The sequence below is a fragment of the Streptomyces sp. NPDC031100 genome (assembly GCF_055570785.1).
In genome coordinates, this window is the sequence record NZ_JBVIGN010000003.1 from 29,908 (window position 1) to 56,724 (window position 26,817).

Consider the following 26,817-nt stretch of genomic DNA (forward strand, 5'->3'; position numbering starts at 1 on the left):
CGTCAGCATTTCTCGAGGCAGATCGCCGCGCTTACTCCGCCGAAGCCCATGCTGAGACTCACCGCCGTCCGGACCGCGCAGTCCTCCGCCTTCTCGCGCACCCAGGGGAACGTCTCGTCCAGCGGATCGACCAGGTTGCGGGTGGGGTGCAGCTTCCCCTCCTTCATCTGCAGGAGTGTGGCCACGATCTCCACCGCCCCCGCAGCGGTGAGCCCGTGCCCGGTGATCGACTTCGTCGCGTTGATCCGTGCGTGGCCGAGTCCGCAGCGCGCGAGCGCCTGCAGTTCGACCGCGTCGCCGGTGGGCGATCCGGTGCCGTGCGGGTTGACGTAGTCGATGGCTGACGCGGACAGGCCGGCTTCCCGTAGCGCCGTCTGGATGACGGCCATCTCTCCCTCCACCGAGGGGTGGGGATTCCGGGTGCCGTCCAGCGCCCTGCCGCCACCGCGGAATCGGGCGTACGGCGCAGGATGCGGGCGCCCGCCCGCTCGCTCGACGACCACCGCGGCGCAGGCCTCGCCGAAGACGAAGCCGTCATGGTTCCGGTCGAAGGGGCGGCAGGCCGCGGCCGGGGCGTCGGCCCAGCGGGCGGAGCCCATGGCGCCCATGGACTGGAACGCGAGGCACTCCCAGTACGACAGGTCCATGAGCGCGCCCAGGGCGATGCAGACGTCGACCTCGCCGGACTGCACCGCCCGCACGGCCTGGAGCACCGCGAGCAGCCCGCTGGCGGAAGCGCCACCGAGCGTATGGGCGAAGCCCCGGATCGGGAACTGCTCGGTGCAGAACCCGCACAGGTCGGAGTCCATGAAGCCCAGGCCGTACGTCGGGCGCAGGAACTCGGGACGGTCCGCGTGGCGGGCGTGCAGCAGGGTCAACTCGCGCTGCTGGACGTTGGATCCGCCGACCACGAGGCCAATGCCGGACGGGTCGGCATCGTCCAGACCGGCTTCGTGCCATGCCTCGTGGAGCGTGGCCAGGGCTGCCCTGGCCGAGAGCGACGCCGTGCGTACGGTGCGCGCGGCGATGCTCCCGGGCAGGCTCGGCTCCTCCATCTCGGCGCCCAGGAATGCCGTGGTTTCGTCGGTGGAAGCGGCCGGAGGCAGCCGGCCGGGACGCTGCATGAACCCGAAGGCATGGTGACCTTCGAGAAGGGCTGCGACGAAGTCGTCCTTGCCCTGGCCCACCGCAGTGGTGACACCCAGGCCGGTGACGACGACGTCGGGGCTGTCAGCTCGCCGACTTGTCATGGATGAGATCCGCCAGCTCGCTGATGTTCCTCGCGTCCGCCAGCTCGACGAGGGGGATGCTCACCGACAGCGACTCCAGCGTCATCATGATGATCTCCGCGCGGTCGATGGAGTTGGCTCCCAGGTCGCGCAGCGAGTCGGAAGGGGCGAATGGGTGTTCTTCGAGCTCGGGGATCACCTCGCGGGTGTGCTCGACGATCAGATCGAAGACGCGTGTGTCCGGCATGTGGTCAGCCTCCTGTGTAGTGGGACGCGATGAGGGCCCGGACCTCGGGCTGGTGGAAGGTCTTCGCGTGCATGGCCACTTCGCGCTCGATGTAGTGCGGAAGTTCGGCGCGGAGTTCGGCCACCAGATGGCTCTTGAGCGTGACCAGGGAGATCCTGGGTTTCTCGGCCAGGGTCTCGGCCAGTTCGAGAGCGTGCTGCAGCACGTCGGCGCGCGGCAGGACCGGGAAGGGGACGCCCCGTTCCTTCAGCTCGTGGCCGTAGTAGGTCTGCGCCGAGAGCAGCATCTCCCCACCCAGGCTCGTGCCGAGCTTCCTGGGCAGGATCAGGGTCGCCCCCATGCCGGGAGTGAACCCGTACTTCATGAAGTTCGTGGTGTAGATGCTCTCCTGGCTGAGGATCACGAAGTCGGCGAACATCCCCATGGCGAAGCCGCCGCCGATGCCGTGGCCCTGCATCGCCGCGATGACAGGCACGGGACAGTCCAGCGCGAGACCGTAGATGTCGGCATCGGTGAAACTGATGCGCCGCTCCTGGATCAGCAGCAGGCTCTCCTTGGTGCCGCCGCTCGCGAAGTAGTTGCCGTAGCCGGTGAGAACGACGGCTTTGCACCGTTCGTCGGCCGCGACCTTCGCGAAGGCGTCCTGCAGACCCGTGATGAGCTGATCGGAGAAGGTGTTCTTGTGTACCCGGTCCTGCATCGTGATCTGGACGATGGAGGGGCTGATCTCCCGATACTCGACGGGTGGGCTCTGCATCCCTACTCTCCTTCCCAAGGGAACTGCCCTGTCTTCACGTAGCGCTCGATCTTGCGCAGGTTCTCCTGGTCGGAGAACACCTCCTGGTTGGCCGCCACGGCCTTGTCCCGGGAGGGGAGCAGGATGTCGTCGAGGTTGCGAAGGTACTTCTTGTAGCGGGTCACTCCCGTCTTGGGCAGATAGCGCAGCCGCAGGAGGTGCCGGCGCAGCAGGTTGCCGCTGTTGTCCGCGCTGACGTCGACGAGCCCCCAGCCCACCGCCTGTTCGGCGGTGAACGGTTGGGTCATCAGCGTGATGTAGTTGGACCTGGCCGGGCCGACCTTCCTGGTCAGGAAGGGCAGGACACAGGCCGGCATCAGTCCGAAGAGCAGCTCGGACAGGCTGAACATCACCGTGTCCGCGCACACCACGATGTCGCACGCGGCCACGAACCCCAGTCCTCCGGCGTTTGCCTTGCCGCGCACATGCGCCACGGAGACGAACGATCCGAAGGCCAGGGAGAGCCACAGGTCGTACAGGGCCGCCGCAGGCGATTCCCCGTTCCCGGCTTCGCCGCCCCCCGCGGCGAGCTCCCCGAAGTCGGCGCCCCAGCAGAACACCTCGGGCAGCCCTTCCAGGACGAGGACGGTGGCGTGCTCCTCGGCGAAGCGCACCACGTCCGCGCACTCCTCGACCAGACGGGTGTTGATGGTGTTGCCCGCCTCGGGCCGGTGCATCTGGAGGAAGCAGATCCCGTTGTCGAAGCGGACCTTGACGGTCTCGTATGCCGCCGTGTTCAGGAGACCCACTCGTACTCCCGGTGGAACTCGTCGATTCGCTTCAGGAAGAGGAGTTCCCGGCCGTTGCCGGTCCGCGCCTGCGGAACGATGTCGGTGCTCAGGAGGGCGTTCCGGGTGCCGAATTTGACCGCGTGGTTGGCCTGGAGCAGTGAGTCGTACTCCGGCATCGTCAACTCGTACCGGGCACTGAGGTGCTTCTCCATGCCGAGAGCGCGCGTGCGGTCCTGGCTCTCCTGGCGGGACACGCCGCTGAAGAACTCGGAGCAGCAGCCGGATCCGTACGAGAAGACGCCTATGCGCTGCGGGCTGGAGAGGTCCGCGTTCTCGATGGTGCTGGCCAGCGACAGCATCGTGGTCGCGCCCATGATGTTCCCGACGCGCTGGCAGTACGTGAGGCCCGGGTACATGCGCCGTTGGAAGTCCTCCTCGATGACCGCCGGACGCGCCTTGGCGACCTTGCGCATCAGGTTGCGGTGCGCGCCCTTGATCATTCCACCGAAGGGGGTGTGAAAGGCGAGGTAACCGAAGGTGGAGACGAAGTCCACGTCACCGACCCGGCGTTGGTACTCGAGAAAGGAGTTCTCGCAGCAGTCCAGGTACGAGAGCAGGGACAGGTCCGCGTTGCCCGCTTCGCTGTCGGGCAGGGGACGGCAGGTGTCCATCACCTCGTAGCCGTAGTAGCCGCTCGCGCCGACGTCTATCTGGAAGATGTGCGGGGTGTCGCTGACGATCATCGCCACGGCGCCGGCACCGCCGCTCGGCTCGGCGAAGGACCAGTCCTCGGAGAGTGCATCGCCGCTCTCCGCGACCATGAAACGGGTGATGTCGGTGGCGATGACCAGGGCCTTCGCGCCGGGCGAGGTGCCCGACAGGATGAAGTTCGCCGCTGTCTGCAGCGCCGCGACCCCCGAATAGCACGCGTTCTTGATCTCGAAGAGGCGGCAGTTCCGGTTCAGCCCCAGCAGATCGTGGAAGTACGTGCTCATGGACTTGCCGAAGTCGAACGCCGACTCGGTCGCAGTGATGACCAGCTCGATGGAGTCCCGCTCCTCGGGCGACAGGGCGTCGATGAGGGGCTTGGCCGCGTTGACGCCGAACGTCACCGGATCCTCGTACGGCAGTGCGACGGTCTTCTCCTTCATGAGGAGGTTGTCGAACCTCGCGGTGTCGAGACCGCGGTGGATCGCCAGCTTCTCCACGTCGAGATAACAGGAGCCGGCGAAGACGTTCATTGCTTCGATTCCAACGGTCGTCATGATTTCTCCCCCTGGGGCGTGCCGTTCGGTTTCGGTCCGGTTCACTGCGCTGCCGGGACCGGCTGCAGTTCCTGGAGATCGAAGTATCCGCGGTATCCGTGCATATAGACAGCCGCTCGGTGCCCGAAGAGGACGGTTGCCGCCGTGGCGGTCTCCAGGTCTCCGTAATTTCCGGTGGTGGACCGACAACGGGTGCCGACCGCATACCGTTCATTCCACTTCCGGACCATCTCCCCAGCGCTCTCGGTCGTCTTCTCCGCGGCCCTGGGAAGGTTTTTCTTCGCACTCTTGAGTTCGCGGCGGATCTTCTCCACCAATTTGGTCAGTACATTCCCGTGACCGATCTCCTCGAACTCCATCCCGGGGTATTCGAGGAGGTGCTCCACAGAGTCGGACCACCGCACGGCGTGCACCATCTGCTTCGCCAGGCTCTCCTTGACGAGGTGATCCTCATGGACCCTCGCCGTCACATTGGAGACCACCGGTATCCGCGGCTTCGAGAAGCTTGTCCCGGCCAGGAACTCCTCGAACTCCACCCGGGCCGGCTCCATGTACCGGGAGTGGAAGGCCCCGCTCGTCCTCAGCGGCATGAACAGGTGGTTTCCAGTCTGGAACAGCGGCTTCGCGGCCTCGATGTCCTCGGCACGGCCGGAAATCACTATCTGCGAGGGCGTGTTGAAGTTCGCCAGATCGACGGAGTCGAGCCCGTTCTCGGCGAGGATGGTGCGTATCTCCGTCTCCGAGGCGTTCAGCACGGCCGCCATCCCACCGCCCGAAGCCCGGCCCATCAACTCTCCGCGCTTGCGCACCAACCGCAGGCCGGTCTCGAAGTCGAACGCCTCGGCCGCCAGTAACGCGTTGTACTCACCAAGGCTGTGACCTGCGACGAAGTCCGGGACCAGCCCGGTCTCGCGGAGCTTGTGGTAGTACGACAGGGCGTTGACGACATACATCGCAGGCTGTGTGTACTGCGTCCGGTCGAGCAGTCCGTCCGGATCCTCCAGGCAGAGTTCCTTGATGGAGTAGCCCAGAATCGAGTCGGCCGCGCGAGTCAGATCCTTGAATTCATCGAAAAGGGATGAACCCATACCCTTCTGCTGCGCCCCCTGTCCGGGGAAGACATAGGTCCTCATGGGACATCCTTTCTCGTCATCCTTCTCAGCTGGTCGCGACGACCGCGATCATGTTCAGCCCTCACCCTGCCAGAAAATCTGCGCCCGCGGCTACCTGTATCCCGAGAGAATCGAGGAAGCCTCACGCATCAAATCCCTCGCCATCCGGTCCGGATGGCGATTCCTCCAGTTTTCCCAGGGCGTGCCCCGCGCCCACTGATTGAAGGCCCCCAGCGCGGGCCCGGTGTGGATCTGCAGGTTGGCCCGGTCCAAATCGGCGTCCATGAACGAGAGCCGGCTGCTGTACCCGTAGTACCAGCGGAACATGAGAGCCATGCGCCGCTTCGGGCTACGCTCGGCCCTCTCGATCTCCGACTCGCGGCCCGTCTTCCGAAGGTGCTCGCAGGTTTCCCGCCAGACGTCGTCGGCGCTCTTCTTGAAGTAGGCGTCCTGGATCTGTCTGCGGGTCTCCTGCGGTATCTCCTCCCACGAGTCGTGACTCTTGTACAACGCGTACAACCGGTTCGCCCTGGCGGGAAACAGCACACCCTTCTTCAGAACCTGGACCTGGGCCCCGATCTCGAACATGTCGCCCGCCGGGCAGTAGTCGGTGTCCTGGACGTCGATGGTCTGCAGCCGGTCCTTCACGGCGTCGCTGATGCGGGCCTCGACCGTGCACTGATTGATGGAGCCGGTCATCACGAAGTCGGCGCCCATGGCGAAGGCGGCGGCGACCGCGTGCGGCGTCCCGATGCCGCCGGCGAGTCCCAGACGGATCTTCTCGCCGTACCCGAACTCCCGTGTCATGTGCAGCCGCAGGCTCTGCATCGACGGCAGCAGCACGGTGGACACACCGCGGTCGGTGTGGCCCCCCGAATCCGCTTCGACGGTGAGGTCCTGGGCCACTGGCACCCTCCGGGCCAGCTCGGCCTGCTCGCGAGTGACCCGGCCGTCGGCCACCAGCCGTTCGACGATGTCCTGCGGCGCGGGTCGCATGAACTCACGTGCCACCTCGGGCCGCGAGACCTTGGCGACGATCCGCGTGTCACGGTGGACCCCGCCTCCCGGCCCGGCCCGCAGCCCCGACAGATGGAACAGGACCAGGGCCGGGGTGACCTTGATGAACGCCGACGCCTCGATGACGCGCACACCGTGGGCGAGCAGCATCTCGACGTTGGCCGTCTCCCGTGCGGGGTGCTGGAGGTCGCACAGCAGATTGACTCCGAAGGGCTGGTGAGGCTCCAGATGCCGCCAGATGTGGGCGATGTCACCCGTCACCCGCTCCGGGCTCAGGCCGGCGGCGCCCAGGAATCCCATGAAGCCCGCCCGCCCCATGGCGACCACCAGTTCCTTCGAGGCGATACCCCGGTACATCGACCCCGCCAGATAGGCGTAGTCGACGCCGAAGTCCCGGCGGAAGGAGGCACAGCCGAGCCGCCCCGCCGCGTCCTCACCGCGTACCTCCATCGCGTTCACTCGGTCTCCCGCGCCTTCCGACGGCGGGTGACCCACGCCTTCGCCACGGGGAGGCGCCTGTCCCCCTTGCCGGAGTAGAACAGCTTGCAGAAGGACCGCACGGTGGCGAGCGCCGCCGGGTCGCCGAGCATCACGAAGTGGTTGGCCGCATCCACGTCGACCTGGTGGAAGTTCGGCAGCTGCCGCTGCCACTCCGCCCAGTAGACGGCGTTGTCCAGGACCGCGCCGTCCTCCTGCGTGGAGAACAGCGGCTCCATCTCCCCGTAGAACAGGCCGCTCTGGTTGCGGAAGTAGAAGCAGTTGACCGACTCCGGCCGCGGCAGCGGTGCGATGTCGTAGTCCAGCAGTCCGTAGGCCTCCTGGACCTCCAGATTGCGCAGCACCCGGCCGCGCAGCAGTTGCGCGTCCCCCTTGAGCCCACGCTGTCGCGCGAGGGTGAGCATCTGGTCCAGCAGGGCGTCCTCGTCCTGGTCCCAGTCGACCTCGCGGCCGGACACCAGCGTGGTGGCGAAGTCCTGCGGAGCCGGCTTGGAGGCGGCGAACAGCAGGGCGTTGACCTGCTGCAACAGCATGTCGGTGCGCGACATGGTCACATCCCCCACGCTGTCGTCGTAGGTGTCCACCATGACGATGCTCTCGACCGTCCCGCCCTGCTCCTGGAGCCGACGCGTCACCTCGTAGGCCAGCAGGCCTCCGAACGAGTAGCCGCCGAGGTCGTAGGGCCCCTCGGGCTGGACCGTGCGGATGATCTGCGCGTAGTGCGCCGCCAGCGCCGGGATCCCGTGCAAGGGCTCGCTGTTCGTCATCCAGCCACGGGCCTGGATCCCGTACAGGGGCCGCTCGATGCTGTCGGCGATCGACGCGTAGACCTCCACCCCGCCGAGCCCGCCGTGGAACCAGAAGACCGGTCGGCCCTCGCGTTGGCCATTGAGCTGAACGACCTCCGGGATGCGCGCCGGAGGGACGGAGGCCGTCCCGGCCCCGACGGCTGCGCCCGCCCCCGCCCCGAAGCGCCGCAGCAGGTCCCGGGTCGACCGGCACTCGCTCAGCGCACGGAGATCGGCCGTGGGGTCGACCTCGGCCCGCAGCGCCTGGAGCAGCTGGGTGGCGTGTATGGAGCTGAAGCCGAGGTCCTCCAGCGGCGTGGCGAGGTCGAGTTCGTCCGTCCGCATCCCCAGCACCTCGGCGACGACGGCCGTGATCCGGTCCGCTGCTGCGCCGGCCGGCGCAGCCACCGCCGTAGGCGGTGCCACGGGAGCGGCCGAAGGAGCGGGAATCGTGGTCCTGGCGTCCTCTCCCGGGGGCGCGGGCACCCAGTACCGCTTCCGGTCGAAGGGATAGGTCGGCAACGACCGGAGGATCCGCGGCATCCGGTCGCCGCGCCGCACCGACTCCCAGGGCACGTTGCCGCCTCGCGCCCACAACAGGGCCAGCTTCTCGAGGTGGTTCTCGGCCAGCAGCTCGCGGACCAGCGCCTCCCCGGCCCGTCCACCGAGCAGCAGGTCGAGGTCCGAGTCGTCCCGCCCGGCGGTGCCGGTGAACAGCGGTACGGGAGCGATTCCCTCGGAACCGTCGAGGTAGTGGGCGAGGCCGGCGACGAGCTCCTTGAGGTTCCCCGCCACCAGTGCCAGCCGGGAGGGCATGGCCTCGCGCCCGCACCGGAGTGTGTGGGCGAGGTCCTCGAGGGACAGGTCCGCCTGCGTGGGCAGAAAGTCCAGCAGCCGGCTCACGACGGCCCTCAGCCGGTCCTCGGTGCGGGCGGACAGCACCACGATCTGCGGCATCGGGGCCGCGTCCCAATGCCCCGGCGCGGCGGCGCCGTCTCCCCCGGGCTCCGCGACGTACTCCTCCACAACCAGATGGGCGTTGGAACCGCCCGCCCCGAAGGAGTTGATGGTCGCCCGCAGCGGATACTCCCGTTCCTGGCCGTCGAGGTTCACCACGGGCCGGTGCCAGGGCTCCGCCTCCCGCGGCAGATAGAACGCGGTGCCCGCGGTCTCCACCCCCGGGTTGAGCCGGCCCTTCCCGACGAAGGGGACGAGTCGGCGGTGCGCGAGCTGCAGGACGACCTTGCTCAGCTGGGCTATGCCCGAGGCCGCCTCCATGTTGCCCAGCGTGGACTTGACCGTGCCGACGGCGCAGAATCCTTCGTCACGGGTGTGCTCGCCGAAGGCGTCCCGCAGCGCCGCGAATTCGATGGCGTCGCCCATCTGGGAACCGTTGGCCGACACCTCGGCATAGCTGATCGTGCGCGGGTGGATGCCCGCCCGCTCCAGGTTCTGCGCGATCAGCCCCTCCTGCCGGGCCGGGCTGGGCACCATCGGGCCACTGGTGCGGCCCTTGTGGTTGGTCGCGCTGGACCGGATGACGGCGAGGATCTCGTCCCCGTCGCGGACGGCATCGGCCAACGGCTTCAGCAGCACCGCGCCGACGCCCTCCGCTGGGATGAAGCCGTCCCCGTCGAGGAGAGCCCGGCTGTCGGGGTCGCTGCCCGTGAGGCCGGTGAGGCTCAGCCCCAGGTACTTCTTGGGGTGCAGGGAGAGATTGACGCCACCGGCGATCATCATGTCACCGCCGCCCCGGCGCAGTTCCTCGCAGGCCATGTGGATCGCGACCAGCGACGAGGAGCAGGTGGTGTCGATCGCGAGGCTCGGCCCCTGCAGGTCGAAGAAGTGCGAGACCCGGTTGGCGATGGCGCTGTAGCTCATCACCGACGTGATGGACTCGTGCGCGAGGTCGGACGACAGCAGCTGGTAGTGCTGGTACATCGCGCCGACGTAGACGCCGACCCTGCTGCCGTGCGCGTCGCGCAGTCGGTCCCGGGTGTAGCCGGAGCTCTCCAGCAGGTTCCAGACGCACTCCAGGAACAGGCGCGTCTGCGGATCCATGATCGCGGCCTCGCGCGGTGAGACGTTGAAGAACGGTGCGTCGAAGTCGGCCGCGCCGTCGAGGAATCCGCCCCACTGGGCGGGGCCGCCGCCGGACCGGTTCGGGTCAAAGCCGTCGGAGGGGCCGCGCTCCCAGCGGTCCCGGGGCACCTCCGTGACGCAGTCCCGTCCCGCGACCAGGTTCTCCCAGAAGCCGGCCAGGTCCTCCGCGCCGGGGTAGCGGCCGGCGAGTCCGATCACGGCGATGGCGTCCTCACGGGTCGCGGTCCGCACCGGCTCGGCCGGTGACGGCACCTCGACCGGCGCCGGGGGCTGTACGACGGTGACCGGGGCCGCGCTCTCGGGCGCACCGGAACGGTCGGGCTCGCCGTGGATCCCGACGACGGCCCGGACCGCGTCCGCGTGTGCTTGGAGGAAATAGCCGCTCAGCTCATGGAGGTTGCGGTATTCGAAGAAGAGCGTCTTCGACAGGGAGCCGAAATCGGCCTCCAGCCGGTTGGTGACGGAGAGCGCCAGCACCGAGTCGATGCCGAACTGCTCGAAGGGCGCCGCCGCGTCGATCCGGTGACCGGGCACCTGGATCACCTCGCTCAGCGTCTGCCGAAGCCGCGCGACCAGGGCGGTACGCACCGGGTCGGCTGCGTCGCCTGTCGCCTGCCGGGGCCGGGGCCGGGGGGCGGCCAGGTCCTCCATCGGGGCGGCCGACCGCGGCGGTGCCGGCCGGGACACCTCGGGCGCCGCCGGCCGGCCCAGCACCGTACGCCTGATCCGGTCGGCGTCACCCGCGACGACCAGGACCTGGCTGTGCGGCGCCTCCAGGGCGGCGTACAGCGCGACCATGCCCTCGGTGGTCGGCATGGGCGCCATGCCCAGCCGCTCGTTCATCATCGCCTCCGTGCCGGGATCCACCCGCATCCCGCCCTCGGCCCACAGCGGCCAGTCGACCGACACGGAAGCCCCCGAGCGCTCACCGCGCTCGACCAGTTGTCGCCGGTGGTCCGTGTAGGCGTCCAGGAACGCGTTGGCGGCCGCGTAGTCGCTCTGACCCACGTTGCCGAACACCCCTGCCGCGCCGGAGAACGACAGCAGGAAGTCCAGCGGTACGTCCTTGCTGGCCTCGTCCAGGTTCACCAAGCCGGCGACCTTCGGCGCGAGGACCGCGCGGCACTCCTCGGCGGTCTTGCTCCGTACGAGGCAGTCACGGAGCACCCCGGCCGCGTGGATGATGCCGTGCAGGGTGCCGTGCTCCCGCAGGATGCCGTCCACAAGGGAGCGCACGGCGGCGGCCCGGGTGACGTCTACCTGCGCGTAGCGGACATCGGCTCCCTGGTCGCGCAGTGCCTCCAGGACGGACTCCTGAGCGGGTCCGAGCGGTGAGCGGCCCGCGAGGACGATCTTGACGTCGGACGCCCCGGCGGCCATGTCCCGTGCCACGAGCGTGCCGATTCCGCCCAGTCCGCCCGTGACGAGGTAGACCCCGCCACTTCGCCAGGGCACGCGGGGCTCAGCAGGCGTGTCGCCCGCGCGCCAGTCGAGGACCTCGACTCGGCCGGCCCGGAATCGCAGGCAGGACGCGTCAGGATGCCGCCGGGCGACGGCGAGCCGGGACATCATCTGCTCGGCGGTCTCGGCCGGGTCGACGAGCACGAGCTGCGGCAGCAGCCCCGGCTCCTCCGCCTGCGCCGACCTGAGCAGCCCGAGCAGGCCGCGCGTGGTGGCGAGTCCGGTCTCGTCGGGGACGAGGAGCTGGACGCGAGCCCCGTCCCGCACGCCCTCGGCCATCAGACGGCGCAGGTGTTCCAGCGCCTGGACGGTGTACTCGGTGAACCGGTCCGCGATCCCGGACGCGGCCGAGGTCAGCGGCAGCAGCCGCGCCGCCGGATCCCGCCGGGCGAGGAGTTCACCGAGGCCGGGGAGGTCGGGCAGCAGCACGACGCGTTCCCGCGGTTCGACGTCCGGGTCGCCGCCGGGTGCGGCTTCCCGCCAGACCGGCAGGAAGCTGACGCAGGACACCGCGTCCGGCCCGTTCCCGTCGACCTCGCCCTCCAGTACGCGGTAGGACATGCCACGGATCCGGACGCAGACCCGCCCCCCGTCGTCGCAGAGGTCGATGTCGAGCTTGAAGACCGTCCGGTCCGCCCGGGAGCCGGCGCTGAAGCGGATCCAGGCCCACGATGACTCCGGGCTCCCGCCGATCACTTCGAGCTCGTCCAGGGCGAACGGGAGGGAGGGCTTCATGCCGGACACATCGAGTGCTTCGGCCGCCCCGGCCGCCAGGCCGATGCCGAGTGATGCCTGCAGGGTGGCGTCGAGCAGGCTCGGATGCAGGACGAACGCGTCGCGGGCCGCGCGGACCGAGTCGGGCAGGACGATGCGGGCCAGGATCTGGCCACGGCCGACGTGCAGCCGCTCCAGCCCCCGGTGCGAGGGTCCGTAGCAGAACCCGATGGCCTCGTACGCCCGGTACAGCTCGGCCGCGGTCAGCTCCCCCTGGTCGCATCCGGCACGGAGGGCCGCGATGTCGAGCAGCGCCGGCATCACCGCCCTGCGTACCACCTGCCCCTGGCTGTGCACTACCGGGGCGGCGCCGGTCGCCGGAGCGGGCGTGCCGGTGATCTCGTAGTGGGCCTCGTCGGGGCCCTTGGGCACCAAAGACGTGACGAGCGTGACGGGCTCGGCGTCCACGGCCACGGGCCGCGCCCACACCACGTTGCGCAGGGCGATGCCGTCGGCGCCTCCGGGTTGGGGCGTCCCCAGGGCCAGGGCGGCGGCGGCTCGTGCCATCTCCAGGCAGACGACGCCCGGCAGCACCTTGCGTCCCTTGACGACGTGGTCGGTGAGGAAGTGCTCCTCGCCGGTGAACCGCGTGCGGTGGCGCCGGGCGCCGAAGTCCGAGACGTCCTCGTGGAGCAGCGGGTGCGGCCCGGCCGTGCCGGGGCGAGCCGGGGTGAGCGCCCCCTGCTCGGGCACCCAGTAGCGCTCACGGGCGAACGGGTAGGTCGGCAGCGGTACGCGGGTGTGGTGGTCCGCGGCGAAGAGAGCGGCGTAGTCCAGGTCGTAGCCCTGGGCGTAGAGGTCCGCGACGGTCGACAGCAGCTCGGTGCGTGATGCCGGGTCGGTGGCGGCCTGCCGGAGGCAGTCGTTGCCGAGGTCCCGCAGCGCGACACGCTCGTCGATCCCCTGCGCGGGGACCTCGCCGGCGCTGAGGCGGGGGCTCTGCCCCCCGGCGAGCCAGGTGCGCAGGGCCCCGACCAGTTCCCCGGCGTCCCGCACGACCCAGGCCAGCCGGTGCGCGAGGTGCCTGCGGCCGAGGAGGAGGGTGAAGGCGATGTCGCCCGGGTGCAGGCCGGGCCGCTGCTCACAGTGCTCGATCAGGCGCTCGGCCTGCTCGACCAGTTGCCCGGCGGTGGCCGCGGACAGGGTGACGAGGTGCGCGGTGGACGTGGTGGACGTGGTGGAAGGGCGGACCGGTCCAGGGGCCTCCTCGAACACGATGTGGGCGTTGGTCCCGCTGACCCCGAAAGAGCTGACCGCGGCACGCCGTGTGCCGTCGTTCCCGGCAGCCCAGGGGCGGTTCACCGTGTTCACGTAGAAGGGGCTGTCGGACATGTCGATGTGCGCGTTCGCCCGCTCGAAGTTGATGGAGGGCGGGATGGTCCGGTGTCCGAGCGAGAGCAGGACCTTGATGGCTCCGGCGACGCCGGCGGCGGTGATGGTGTGGCCGAGGTTGGACTTGACCGAGCCCAGCGCGCAGTAGTCCCTCCGGTCGGTGTACCGGCGGAAGGCCTTCTTCAACGCGCGGTACTCGATCGGGTCGCCGAGCTTGGTGCCCGTGCCGTGCGCCTCCATCATCTGGATGCCGTCGGGGCTGATCCCGAAGGTGTCGTAGACCGAGGTCTCCAGCCGTTCCTGGGACGCGGCGCTCGGCGCGGTGATCCCGTTCGACGCACCGTCCTGGTTGATCCCGGAGCCGCTGATGACGCCACGGATGTGGTCGCCGTCGGCGAGCGCGTCGCCGAGCCGCTTGAGGACGAGGACTCCCACGCCCTCGCCGGGCACGAAGCCGTCGGCCCGGTCGTCGAAGGTGTGGCAGCGGCCGCTCGCCGAGAGCATGCCGGCACGGCCCGCCAGCGCGTAGAACTGCGGCGTGCACTGCAGGGAGACACCGCCCGCCAGGGCCATCTCGGTCTCACCACCCCACAGCCCCTGGCAGGCGAGGTGGATGGCGACGAGCGAACTGGAACAGGCCGTGTCGACCGCGATCGCCGGGCCCTGGAGGTCGAGATGGTACGAGATGCGCGCCGGCATCGCCGACAGCGCGTTGCCCCACATCGACTGCGGGGGCGCCTCGGCGCCGAACAGCTGCGCGTAGCCACTGTCCTGGCAGCCGACGTAGACGCCGACGCGCCGCCCCCGGGTACCGGAGCCCGCGTAACCGGCGTCCTCCAGGGCTTTCCACGACTCCTCGAGGAAGAGCCGCTGCTGCGGATCCATGTAGGTGGCCTCGACGCCCGAGATGTTGAAGAAGGCCGGGTCGAAGCAGTCGATCCCGTCGATGAAGCTGCCGCGTTCGCAGCTCTGCGCACCGGCCGGGTGGTAGCGGGACAGGTCCCACCGCGAGACGGGCGCGGTGAGGTCGTGGCCCTGCGCGAGGTGCTCCCAGAGCTGCTCGACGTCGGCCGAGCCGGCGAACCTGCCGCTCATGCCGACGACGGCGATGGGCTCCCTGGCCGGGGCGCCCGCGGCGGTCCGCCCCGCACCCAGACCCGCCACGGGCCGGGCGGTCCGTCGGGAGGCGGCCGTAGGCGATGCGAGCTCCTCGGGAGTGACCCGCTGCCGGGCCGGCAGCGGTGCGGCCTGTTCCGCCGGTGCGGCGGGGAGAGCGTGGTCGACGATGTGCCGCGCCAGCCGGCTGACGGAACCGTGGTCGAAAAGGTCGGTCGTGGCGAGGTCGGTACCGAGCGTGCGGTTGATCTGCTGGATCAGCCGCACGCCGATGATCGAATCGACGCCGTAGTCCATGAAGGCGTCATCCGCGGCGATCTGTGACCGGTCGAGCTTCAACGACCGTTTCAGCTGCGCGTAGATCGCGTCCCTGACGCGTTGTTCCAGCGCCTCACCGGAGGCGGCGGCCTCCTGGACCTCGGGCTCGACGAGTCCCTCGCCGGCCGTCTCCTCCGTCGAGGCCGCAGCCTCCTGGACCTCTTGGACCTCCTGCCGTACGAGGCCGTCGCTCTCCGCGGCGATCACCTGGTAGCCGAGCTCGTGCAGCCACCGCGCCGGGAAGGACACGGAGCCGAAGCCCTCGTCGTCGAGCACCTCCTCCCAGGTCTCCGGGGAGAGGCCGGGACCGCCCGGCATGCGCAGCTCGTCGTCCTCGTAGAGCCACCAGCCGTCGAGGAGACCGAACGTCAGGTGGGTGAAGAGCGAGTGGGTGGAGAGCTCGTTGGCGAGCAGGACACCGTGCCGCTTGAGCGCGCCCTTGGCGTTGCGCAGCGTCCGGCGGATGTCCTTCGTGGCGTGCAGCACGTTGGTGGCGAGGACGAGGTCGTAGGAACCGGCGGCGATGCCCTGGGCCGCCAGCGGTTCCTCGACATCGAACAACCGGTAGTCCAGGTAGGGGTACCGCGGCCCGTACTCCTCCTGCGCGTACATCAGGAAGGACTTCGACAGGTCCGTGTAGGAGTACGTCTCCACGTGCGACGCGTAGGGCTGCAGCCGTTGGAGGACGGTGACGCTCCCGCCGCCGGTGCCCGCGCCGATCTCCAGGATGCGGACGCGGGCGGCCGGGTCGGCGCGGATGATTTCCCGCACCACGGCGACCGCGGCGTCCGCCAGGATCCCGTTGAAGCGGTCGGAGAGGGGGTTGTCCCGGTAGATGCGCTCGACCAGTTCCATCGATGAGTCGGGGAACACCACGTCGGTGGCGAGGACCTCGCCGCGCAGGATGCCGGGCAGCGCCCGCAGTGTGGCGTCGAGCAGCGTGAACCGCGCGCGCCGGGCGGCGTCCCCCTGCGCGTCGGCGCGGTGCTCCTCCCATTCCGACCACGCGGCGGAGCTGTCCACCGTCACCGCCGGGACCGGCCGCGTAAGGGAGCCGCTCAGAAGCCCGCCGACGCGCAGCCGCCGCACGGATTCGTCCAGCCAGCGCCGCAGTCCGCCGCCGGGCAGCGTGGGCGGGACCGCTGCGGACAGCTGCCCCGCGCTCGTGAGCTGTACGAGCAGCAGTCGGCTCAGCAGGTCCTCGTCCACGTCGGCTTCGGCACCGGGCGACACGCCCGCTGCCGGGCCCGCCGTACCGTCCTGCTCCTGGCACAGGTGGCGCAGGGGAACCTGCGTGCCTTCGGGCACCATCGTGATGGCTTCGCGGCGAATGTCGTTCAGCATGTCAGGAATTACCCCCGGGGGCCTTGATCAGCCCGAGTTGATCGAACGTGCCGGAAAGGAGGAAATCGAGAGCCGCCATGCCGTCCGCGGGCTCGATCGAGCCCGCACCGGCCCTGTGCATGCGCTCCCGGTACTCCGGTGCGGCGACGACGCCGACGGTGCCCCAGTAGCCCCAGTTCATGGTCTTGACGGGAATGTCCAGCTCGGCGGCGAGACGGTGGGCGTAGGCGTCCTCGAACACCGATCCCGCCACGTAGTTGCACTGTCCCGAAGCCATCAGGAAGGAGTTCATGGAGGAGAAGAAGAGGAGGAAGTCCAGAGGCTCGCCCCGGAAGACCTGGGCGAGTCGGACGCTCACGTCGACCTTGGCCGTGACCGCGGCGCGGAAGCGCTGTTCGTCCATGCGTTCCAGGCTCTGGTCGGCCAGCACGATGGCCGAGTGGATCACACCATGGACGACCGGATGTGTCCTCTTGATGTCCCGGTACGCGCTCTCCAGCGCCGCCCGGTCGGTTGCATCGGCCCTCACGTAGCGCGGTCGGGGGCCGAGCTCGCCCAGACGCGCCAGCTTGGCGCGGACCGACTCGTCCTCCTCCCTCCGCCCGATCCACACGACTTGCGCCCCGTAGGCGCGGATCATGTGCTCGGTCCATGCCTCGCCGATGCCTCCCGCGCCGCCGATCACGACGTAGACGCCACCCTGCCGGTACACCGTCCGGCGGGTGCGCTCCGCGGCGGTGTCCTGCACGGGCACCAGGGTCTGCCGGTACCAGCGGGAACGACGGTACGCCCACACGCTGCCGCTCTCCTCGGCGGGCAGCGCGAACAGCTGCGCCACCGGCCAGTCGTGGTCCGGGTCGAGGTCGGCGAGGCGTACCGTCCAGCCCGGATACTCCTTCGCCACCGAGCCGAGCAGTCCGTGCAGTCCGGCGTGGACGGGGTCGGCCACGTCCGTGCGCCGGACCCGCAGAGTCCGCTCGGTCACGACCGTGACGTCGAGCGGGCGGCGGCCGTACCCCAGCCCCAGCAGCGCCTTCAGCGTGCGGAAGCAGGCATACAGGCCGGCCTCCTGGGCGTCGACCAGTGCGTCGTCCGCTGCGTCGACGGGGTCGGCGGCCGTCTCATGGGAAGGCAGCCAGATCAGGTGCCCGAGGGCTTCGCCCGTGGCTTCGAGCTTCGCGGCGATGGTCTCGGTCGTGTCCCCGGGGTCCAGTGGCAGGTGTTCGGCACGGGGATGGACGGCACGGATCCGCTCCCGCTGCTGCGCGGTGCCGCCGATCACGACGACTCGGCCGGACGGGAGGGCGACGTCTTGCTGTACGCGCTGGGGGACCGCGTCCCAGACCGGCGCCAGCAGGATGTTCGTACCGTCCGGGACTTCGCCGTCGCTCGCGGTCGGCGCGTGCTCCTCCTGGGTGGCGACGGGGTTCGGTGACGGGAGGGGCACCTCGGTCCGCCCGGAGGCCGAGGAGTCGTCAAACCAGTAGCGCTCACGCGCGAAGGGGTACGTGGGCAGCGGGACCCGGCGGGGCCGCGTCCCTTCGGTCAGCCCCGCCCAGTCCACGGGCGTTCCGCCGACCCACGCCGCGGCCAGCTGTTCGGCCTCCGTCACCGACACGGTGCCGTCGGGACCGGCGGGCCGCACCCGTTCGGTGCGCCCCGACCGGCCCTTGGCGGCCAGGCCGGTGAGGACGCCGTCCGCAACGCCGGCCTCGGCGTACCGTGTCAGCTTCTCCAGCAGCTCTCCCGGCGTGGTGGCCACGACGGCCAGCCGCCGTGCCATGGCTTCCCTGCCCTGCTGCAGGGTGTGGGCGACGTCCGTCAGGGCCAGCGACGGGTGGGCGCGCAGGTGCTCGACGAGGCGGGCGGCCGATGTCCTCAGCTGTTCCTCGCTCCTGGCCGACAGCACTAAGACGTGCGGGCCCCCGACCGGCCGCTCCGCGGCGTCCTGCGGATACTCCTCCACGACCAGGTGGGCGTTGGTACCGCTGAAGCCGAAGCCGCTGACGGCCGCGCGCCGGAGGGATCCCGGTTCGGTCTTCCACGGGGAGAGCTCGGTGTTGACGCGGAACGGGGAGCCTTCGAAGTCGAAGTGCTCGTTGGGCCGGTCGAAGTGCAGCGTCGGCACCAGTTGCTCGTTCCGCATGCACAGCAGCACCTTCTGGATCGAGGCGATGCCGGCGGCGGCCGAGGTGTGGCCGAGGTTGCTCTTCACCGAGCCGATGGCGCAGTACCCGGTCTTGTCCGTGTGTTCCCGGTAGACCGTCGCCAGGGCCTCCAGCTCGATCGGGTCGCCCAGCTTGGTTCCCGTGCCGTGCAGCTCGGCGTAGCCGATCCCGGCCGGGTTGATGCCGTACCGGTCGTAGACGTCGCGCTCCAGCTCCATCTGGCTCGCGCCGCTCGGCGCGGTGATGCCGTTGGTCCTGCCGTCCTGATTGATGCCCGAGCCGATGACCACGCCGTGGATGTGGTCACCGTCGCGGACGGCGTCGTCGAGACGCTTGAGCACCAGCGCGCCCACGCCCTCGCCCGGCACGAACCCGTTCGCGCCGTTGTCGAAGGCCTTGCAGCGCCCGTCCGGGGACAGCATTCCCGCGCTGGACATGCCCAGGTACGCGTCCAGGCTCAGATAGAGGGTGACACCCCCGACGAGGGCCATGTCGATCTCACCGCTCCGCAGGGCCTGCGTCGCCAGATGGGTGGCCACCAGAGAGGACGAACAGGCAGTGTCCAGGGCGATGGCGGGACCCTTGAGATTGAGGAAGTAGGCGATGCGCGCGGCGGTGATGGCATTACTGCCGCTCGTGGCCGCCGCAGTCGTCTCACCACCCTGCCGCTGCATGAGCATGCCGTACTCATTGCTCATGATCCCGAGATAGACACCGCACTTGCGACCGCTCAGCGAACGGGGATCGTAACCCGCGTCCTCGAACGCGTGGTACGCCTCCTGGAGGAACAACCGCTGCTGCGGATCCATCGACTCCGCCTCCGCGGGCGGAATGTTGAAGAACAGCGGGTCGAAGCTCTCGATGTCGTCGAGGTGTCCCATCCACTTGCAGGCGACCTTGCCCTCCTGGTGGGGACGCGGGTCGTAGTGATCGGCGACGCTCCACCGGGAAGCGGGCACCTCGCCCACGCAGTCGCGGCCGTGCGCCAGGTTGTCCCAGTACTCGTCCAGGGTCACGGACCCGGGGTACCTGCCGGACATCCCCACCACGGCGACCGCTCCGGCCGGGCGGGAATCCGCTCCCGGCGGCTCGGCGACGGAGGCGGCCCGCACCGCCTCCCGCCCCACCGCGGGCTCCGGTACTGCAGCCTCGACCGGCTCCGGCGCGACAGCCTCGACCGGCTTTGGATCCGGCTCCGGCTCGGCGACAGTCTCGACCGGCTCGAGCTCGGCGGCCTCGCCCGGCTCCGGCTCGGCGACAGGCTCGGTCACCTCACGAAAGGGTCGCCCTTGAGGGGCGCCTCCTTTGGCCAGCTCCCGGACGATGTAGGCCGACAGCTCCATGACGGTGGGGTGGTCGTAGAGCCGGGTCACCGTCAGATCCAGTCCGTACCGCTTGTTGATCGCGTTCATCCACTCGACGCCGACGATGGAGTCCAGGCCGATGTCGATGAACTTGGTGTCCGGGTCGATCTCCTCGTCGAGCAGATACAGGGCCTCGGCAAGGCTCGTCGCCAGCTCGCGGACGAGAGTCTCCTGGTCCTGGACGGCGCGCGCCGTAGGGACGAGCCGGACGGGCGCCGGGCCGAGCGGGTCCGCCGGGGCAGGACGCGGAGTGCTGTCCGCACTGGCCGCCGCGGGCGCGTCGGTCCCTTGGGGCGGCCCCTCCGGCACCGTGACGGGGCCCGGCGACGTGGGTCGCGCGGGCAGCGAACCGCCGCCGTGCCCGAACCCGGCGTCCAGGGGAGCCAGGCCGATGCCGCGGGGTTTCGCAGCGCTGCGGGTGCCGGCAGGCGTCGGAGCGGGGGCCGGTACCGCCTCGGTCTCCTCCTTCGCGCGCACCGCCGGCTCGGCGGGGCCGGCTGCCGTGACCACGTCCCGGCCGGCCGTCCCGGCCCCGGGCCGGGCACCGTCAGCCACCCAGAACCGCTTGCGGGCGAACGGGTAGGTCGGCAGTGAGAGCCGGCGCGGCAGCGCGTTCGGGTAGTAGCTGCGCCACGGCAGGTCCAGCCCGTTGGTCCACAGTTCGAGCAGCTTGCCGTACTTCCTCTTCTCCACCCACGCTGCGATGGTGCGTTCCATGTCTTCGTCCTCGACCAGGGCGGAGACGACGTCCTGGGAGCGCCTGCCCTGACCCCGGTACGACCCGGCGTCGTCCTTGCCGTCGACGTAGTCGCCCAGCCGGGCCGTCAGCTCGGCCGCCGAGCCGGCCAGAAACGCCAGCCGCTCGGTCATGTGCTCCCGGGCCACCTGGAGAGTGGCCGCGACAGCGGGCACGTCGGCATCCTCGATCCGCTCCTCGCGCACCCAGTCCAGCAGGCGCCGGGCCTGCTCGCGCAGTTGCTCCTCGGTTCTCGCCGAGAGCACGATGACCGACCCCAGCGGCCACTGCGCCGGATCGTCGGCCTGCGCGGGCCCGGCCGGTACGTACTCGCCCACGATGACGTGGGCGTTCGATCCGCCCGCCCCGAACGACGAGATGCCGGCGAGACGCGGGTACTCCCGAGGTCCGTCGGGGGTGTCGATCAACGGCCGCCGCCACTCCGCCGGTTCCCGCTGCACCCGGAAGGGCGTGTCGCCGAAGTCGATGTGCGGGTTCAGCTTCTCCGAGTGGAGCGAGGGCACCAGGCGGCCGTGCGCGAGCTGCAGCAGCACCTTGGTGAAGGCCGAGATGCCCGCAGCGCTCTCGGCGTGTCCGATGTTGCTCTTGACCGATCCGATCGCGCAGAACTGGCGGTCGTCGGTGTGGCGGGAGAACGCCTTGGCGAGGCCGGCGATCTCGATCGGGTCCCCGAGCGAGGTGCCCGTGCCGTGCGCCTCGACATAGCTGATGGTGCGCGCGTCGACCCCCGCCCTGTCCAGGGCGCGGGCGACCACGTCGGCCTGGGCGTTGGGGTTGGGGACGGTGTAGCCGTTCGTGCGGCCACCGTGGTTCACCGCTGTCGCCTTGATGACTCCGTGGATGCGGTCGTTGTCGGCGATGGCCCGGTCCAGCGGCTTGAGCATCACCGCACCTACCGCCTCAGCGGGCACATAGCCGTCGCCGCCCTGGCCGAAGCTCTCGCAGCGACCCGTGCTGGACGCGAAGCCGGCCTGTCCCAGCAGGAGGTACTTCGCGGGGTGCAGGGACAGGTTGACCCCACCGGCGATGGCGACCTCGCAGTCGCCCGTCTGCAGGCTCTGGCAGGCGAGGTGAAGAGCGGTCAGGGACGAGGAGCACATCGTCTTGACGGTGAGGCTCGGTCCCTGCCAGTCGCAGAAGTAGGAGATGCGGTTGGCGATGTTCGCGGCGTTGCCCGGAACCACCCTCCCGTCGGCCAGCGCCTGCTCGGTCGCGCCGTAGAGCTGGTACTCGTCGTACATGGAGCCCACGAACACCCCGACGTTGCCTCCAGCTCCGTTCGGAGAGGACGCCGTCAGGTCCTGGCGCGTGTATCCGGCGTCCTGGAGCGTCTCGTAGACGCACTCCAGGAACAGGCGCTCCTGCGGGTCGGTGAACTCGGCCTCGCGCGGCGACATGTTGAAGAACAGCGGGTCGAACCGGTCGACGTCGTCGAGGAAGCCGCCCCACTTGGAGTTCGTCGTCCCCGGCTGGGAACGGTCCGCGTCGTAGTAGGCACCGGCGTCCCAACGATCCCGTGGGACCTCGGTGACGCAGTCCCGGCCCTCGGCGAGGTTGCGCCAGAACGTCCGCAGGTCGGGTGCCTGCGGGTAGCGCCCGCCCATTCCGATGACGGCGATCTCCATCGCGCGCGGCGCGGATCCGTGCCCCTCCGCGCGATGCGCCGGCCCGGCCGCTGGTATCGCCGCCGCCTGTCCGGTGACGGCGGCGGACGGGGCCGCCGGAGCTGGTTCCTGTGCCGGAGGCGAGGACACCGCGGCGGCCGGGACGGCGCCTCTCAGCTGCCGCAGCCGGTCCCCGTGGACCTCGACGAAGTACTGACTCAGCGCCTTGATGTTCGCGTACTCGAAGAACAGCGTCTTCGGCAGGTTCCCGAAGGACGTCTCCAGCCGGGCGGTGAGGTTGACGGCCTGGATCGAGTCGATGCCGTAGCGCTCCAGGCGGCTGCCCGGATCGATGCGCCGTGCGGGCACCTTCAGCACCTCCGCCAGCAGCGAGGTGATGTACGCGATGGTCCACTCCGCCAGTCCGTCGTCGCGGCCCGCCTCCGACGGGACGACGGGAGTCCCGGTGTTCGCGGGTGCCGTGTGTTCTCCGGCCTGCTGCATCGTCAGCGCCTTCCTGATCCGGTCCATGTGCCCAGCGGCGACGAGTATTTGGTGGTGGTGGGTGTGCAGGCACCGGGTGAATGCCGCGATACCGGCGCCGCGTTCCAGCGGGGAGATCCCGAAGCGGTCGCGCAGCACCGTCCTGGTGTCGGCATCGGCGCCCATACCGCCCTCGGCCCACAGCGGCCAGTTGATCGAGAGAGTGCGGCCTGACCGGCGTCCGGCGGCCACGAGACCCTGGCGGTACTCCGCGTACGCGTCCATGAACGCGTTCGCCGCCGCGTAGTCGGCCTGACCGACGTTCCCCGTGACGGCGGCACCGGAGGAGAAGGTCACGAAGAAGTCCAGATCGAGGTCCTCGGTCGCCTCGTCGAGGTTCACCAGGCCGCTGACCTTCGGCGCGAGAACCTCGCGGAACTCGCGTTCGGACTTCCTCAGGATGAAGTCGTCCTCGATCACGCCGGCGCTGTGGACGACCCCGTGGATCGTCCCCGCCGTGCGGCGGATCCCGTCGACCAGCGCCCTGACCGCGGCCCGGTCGGCGACATCGACGGGTTCGTAGGACACCTCCGCGCCCGAGGCCCGGAGCCGTTCGAGGATCGAACGCGACTGCTTGGTCGCCGGGGAACGGCCGACGAGGACGAGCCTGGCGTCCTTCACCTGCCGGACGATCTCCTCCGCGAAGATGCGGCCGAGGCCGCCCATGCCGCCGGTGATGAGGTAGACGCCTCCGGACCGCCACGGCGCGCCGGGGGAATCCGCCGGGAACTCCTCGGCCCAGGTGAGCACCTCACGCCTGTCCCCGCGCAGCCGCACGGTGGCGTCGGTGAGGTTGCGCCGCTCCTTCGCAAGGAGACCGAGCCGTGCCGCGACCGGTGTCCCGGCGTCCACGACGACGACCTGTCCGGTGATCCGGGGGTTCTCCGAAGCCGCGGTCCTCAGCAGCGCGCCGAGACCGGTCAGCACCCCCGACTCCGGTCCATCGGTCAACAGGATCTGGAGGATGTACTTCGTCTGCGTGCCGTCCCGCAGCAGCTGCCGCGTCCTTTCGAACACCTGTAGCGCGTAATCCATGTAGCGGGCGTCGAGGGTGGTGACCGGGGAGCTGAGCGTCACCACCTCGCAGTCCGGATCCGGGGCGGCACCGTCCACGAGAGCGCCCCGCTCGGCGAACACCACGGCCCGTCCGCCGGCGGCGGGGGCGGCCGCGTCGGGCAACGGCCTGTGCTGCCAGCGCGGGGTGGCGAACACCTCGCCATCCGCGTGCGCGGGGGCTGCCTCGGCCGCCTGCGGGCGGGCTGCCTCGGCCGTCGTCTCCGGATGCGCCCGGACCGAGAGGCCCCGGACGCGTACCCGGACGCGTCCGGCGTCGTCACACAGATCGAGATCGAAGGTACGGGTGGCCCCGCCGACCGTGTCCCGGGCGGCACGCCGGCCCCAGACCCAGAGGGCTTCGCCCGGCGCCGCGAGCACCTCGACCCGCTCCACCCCGAACGGCACGAACACCGCCCGCCCGGCGTCGGGCTCCCCGGCCATCAGTCCCGCGCAGGTCTGGAAAGCCGCGTCCATCAGGCTCGGAGGCAGAAGGCAGCCGTCCGCGTCGGCGCGCGCCTCTTCGGGCAGTGCCAGGCGTGCGAGCACCTGGGACTCCCCGAGGAGCAGGTGCTCGATGGCGCGGTACGAATCGCCGTACTCGATCCCGGCGGACCGGAACGCGGGGTAGATCTCCGTCGCGTCCCACCGCCGTTCGCCGCATGAGGCCCGCAGTCGTGCGAGGTCCACCGAGGCCGGCGTCGCCTCGCACGTCACCACCGATCCCGTGCACAGCACAGCGGTCCCGGCGTCCTCGCCGGCGACGGACATCCGGAAACGGACCCCGTCCGGGGAGTCGGGCTGGATCACCACCTGCAGGTCGCGCGGCTGCTCATTGATGCGGAACGGCCGGATCCAGACCACGTCCGAGAGGGCGACGCCGGCGTTGTGCCTCTCCGTCCCTCTCCCGAGGTCGGCCGCCGCCAGTGCCATCTCCAGGTACGCGGCGCCGGGCAGCGTCCGCACCCCGTGCACCAGATGGTCCCGCAGGACCGGCTCTTCGCCGAGGAAGGTCGAGCTGTAGCGCCGTCCTCCGGGCTCTGATGCGTCCTGGTGCAGCAGAGGGTGGAGCACTGCGGCCGAAGGCGGTACGGAACCGGTCGGAGGCGGTACGGAACCCGTCTGCGCCGGGGGGCTCGCCGCCACCCAGTACCGCTCCTTGGCGAACGGGTACGTGGGAAGCGGGATGCGGAAGGGCTTGCGCGGGGCGTACAGCTGGGCCCAGTCGACGGCGCGACCGCCGGCCCAGATTTCCGCGACACGGCGCCACGCACGGGCGGAGACCAGCGAGCGGACCAGGTCGCGGTCCTCCTCGCTCTGCTCGTCCCAGCCCGGCGACTCCGGTGCCCGGCCCCGAAAGACGTCGACCGTGCCGTCCTGTCCGAGATGGGTCCGCAACCCCCGGGCCACCGCGTCGAGGGAGTCGGCGGTGAAGGCCAGCCGACAGTCCAGCGCCGCCCGCCCCACCTGGAGCGAGAAGGCCAGGTCGACCAGATCGAGCCGCGGCTGCTCCTCGACGAAGGCGAGCAGATCGCGTACCCGGGTGTCCAACTGCCCTTCCGACACCGCCGACAGGACGATCACGACGGCTGATGACCCGGGGTGTTCGCTCGTGTCACGCATGGCGATATTCCTCCAGCACCACGTGGGCGTTGGTTCCGCTGAATCCGAAGGAGCTGACGGCGGCTCGCCTCAGCTCGTGGCCGATCCGTGCTTCCCAGAACTGGAGGTCCCTGCTGATGGTCAACGGACAGTCCTCGGAGTCGAGGAGCTCGTTGGGCGTCTCGACGTGGAGGGACGGGACGAGCAGGCCGTGGCGCAGGCCGAGCAGCACCTTGTGCACACCGGCGACACCGGCGGCGGCGGAGGTGTGCCCGATGTTGCTCTTCACCGAGCCGATCACGCACGACCTCGGGGCGACTCCCCGCTCACGGTAGACCGTGCTCAGGGCGTCCAGCTCGATCGCGTCCCCGAGCGTCGTCCCCGTACCGTGCGTTTCGATGTATCCGATGGACGCCGCGTCGATGCCGTACCGGTCGTACACCGTACGGAACAGTTCCATCTGGCTGTTGGCGCTGGGAGCCGTGATGCCGTTGGTCTTGCCGTCCTGGTTCGTACCCGACGCCAGTACCACGCCGTGGATGTGATCGTGATCCGCTTCGGCGTCGCTCAGCCGCTTGAGCACCAGGGCTCCCACGCCCTCGCCCGGCACGAAGCCGTCGGCTCCCTGGTCGAACGACCGGCACTGTCCCCGTGCCGACAGCATCCGCGCTCCCGACATCCTGACGTAGGTGCCCGGTAGCAGGTACAGCGAGACACCTCCGACCAGGGCGACGTCGATCTCACCACTGGCCAGCGCCTGCTGGGCGAGGTGCAACGCGACGAGCGAGGACGAGCAGGCGGTGTCGAGGGCGATCGCCGGGCCCTTGAGGTTGAGGAAGTAGGCGATGCGCGCGGCGGCGATGGCGTTGCTGCTGCTCGTCGCGACGGTGTCTTCCTCGCTGTCGTTGCCGGACACCAGAAAGCTGTACTCGTTGCCGCTGATGCCCAGATAGACACCGCACTTCATCCTGCTCATCGACCCGGGGTCGTAGCCCGCGTCCTCGAACGCCCGGTACGCCTCCTGCAGGAACAGGCGGTGCTGCGGGTCGATGCCTTCCGCTTCGGCCGGCGAGATGTTGAAGAAGAGCGGGTCGAAGCAGTCCGCGTTCTCCAGGTAGCCCATCGCATTGCAATAGGTCTTGCCCTTCTGGCCGGGGCGGGGGTCGTAGTAGCGGGACATGTCCCAGCGGTCGGCGGGCACTTCCCGCACGGAGTCACGGCCGTCCCGGAGGTTGGCCCAGTACTGGCGGAGGTTCTCCGCGCCCGGATAACGCCCGGACATTCCGACCACGGCGACGCGGTCACCGCGAACGGCGGCGTGCGAGGCGTCCCCGGGCACCGGCAGCAACGGCTCCGGCTCCGGCTCCGGCTCCGGCTCCGGCTCCGGCTCCGGCTCCGGCTCCGGTTGCCGTATCGGTTCCGACGGTGGTTCCGCAATCCGTAACGCCACCGGTAAGGAAACGGGTCCCGGCACGACCACTGGCTCCGGCTCCCGCTCCGGCTCCGGCTCCGGCTCCGGCTCCGGCTCCGGCTCCGGGGAAGCGGTCTCCCCGGCCGGCATCAACTGCTCGACATAAGCAGCCAACTCCATCACC

The 26,817-nt window shown here is 70.0% G+C and carries 10 protein-coding genes; all 10 read right to left on the reverse strand.

Annotated features, from left to right (window positions below):
- Positions 1 to 2 precede the first annotated feature (2 nt).
- A complete protein-coding gene (locus ACZ5DS_RS08270) occupies positions 3 to 1,250 on the reverse strand; it encodes a beta-ketoacyl synthase N-terminal-like domain-containing protein (protein ID WP_468235163.1) in 1,248 nt (415 codons plus the stop codon).
- The gene (locus ACZ5DS_RS08275; protein ID WP_468235165.1) at positions 1,231 to 1,476 is read right to left on the reverse strand and encodes an acyl carrier protein; all 246 of its coding nucleotides are present in this window, start codon (positions 1,474 to 1,476) and stop codon (positions 1,231 to 1,233) included. The genes ACZ5DS_RS08270 and ACZ5DS_RS08275 overlap by 20 nt, the downstream gene beginning before the upstream one ends.
- 4 nt (positions 1,477 to 1,480) lie before the next feature.
- A complete protein-coding gene (locus tag ACZ5DS_RS08280; RefSeq protein WP_468235166.1) occupies positions 1,481 to 2,233 on the reverse strand; it encodes a polyketide synthase in 753 nt (250 codons plus the stop codon).
- Positions 2,234 to 2,235: 2 nt separating this feature from the next.
- On the reverse strand, positions 2,236 to 3,021 hold the full coding sequence (locus ACZ5DS_RS08285; protein ID WP_468235167.1) for an enoyl-CoA hydratase/isomerase: 786 nt from the start codon (positions 3,019 to 3,021) through the stop codon (positions 2,236 to 2,238).
- Positions 3,009 to 4,268: a hydroxymethylglutaryl-CoA synthase family protein gene (locus tag ACZ5DS_RS08290; protein ID WP_468235168.1), complete on the reverse strand. Its 1,260-nt coding sequence runs from the start codon at positions 4,266 to 4,268 to the stop codon at positions 3,009 to 3,011. The genes ACZ5DS_RS08285 and ACZ5DS_RS08290 overlap by 13 nt, the downstream gene beginning before the upstream one ends.
- A gap of 41 nt (positions 4,269 to 4,309) precedes the next feature.
- Positions 4,310 to 5,401: an ACP S-malonyltransferase gene (gene fabD, locus ACZ5DS_RS08295; RefSeq protein WP_468235170.1), complete on the reverse strand. Its 1,092-nt coding sequence runs from the start codon at positions 5,399 to 5,401 to the stop codon at positions 4,310 to 4,312.
- Between the two features lie 90 nt (positions 5,402 to 5,491).
- Entirely contained in the window at positions 5,492 to 6,847 is a 1,356-nt protein-coding gene (locus tag ACZ5DS_RS08300; protein WP_468236363.1) for a PfaD family polyunsaturated fatty acid/polyketide biosynthesis protein, read from the reverse strand.
- Between the two features lie 5 nt (positions 6,848 to 6,852).
- A complete protein-coding gene (locus ACZ5DS_RS08305) occupies positions 6,853 to 16,131 on the reverse strand; it encodes an SDR family NAD(P)-dependent oxidoreductase (RefSeq protein WP_468235171.1) in 9,279 nt (3,092 codons plus the stop codon).
- Position 16,132: 1 nt separating this feature from the next.
- On the reverse strand, positions 16,133 to 25,243 hold the full coding sequence (locus ACZ5DS_RS08310; protein WP_468235172.1) for an SDR family NAD(P)-dependent oxidoreductase: 9,111 nt from the start codon (positions 25,241 to 25,243) through the stop codon (positions 16,133 to 16,135).
- Positions 25,236 to 26,817 (reverse strand): type I polyketide synthase (locus tag ACZ5DS_RS08315; RefSeq protein WP_468235173.1); only part of this gene is annotated, 1,582 nt, incomplete at its 5' end. The genes ACZ5DS_RS08310 and ACZ5DS_RS08315, both read right to left, overlap by 8 nt.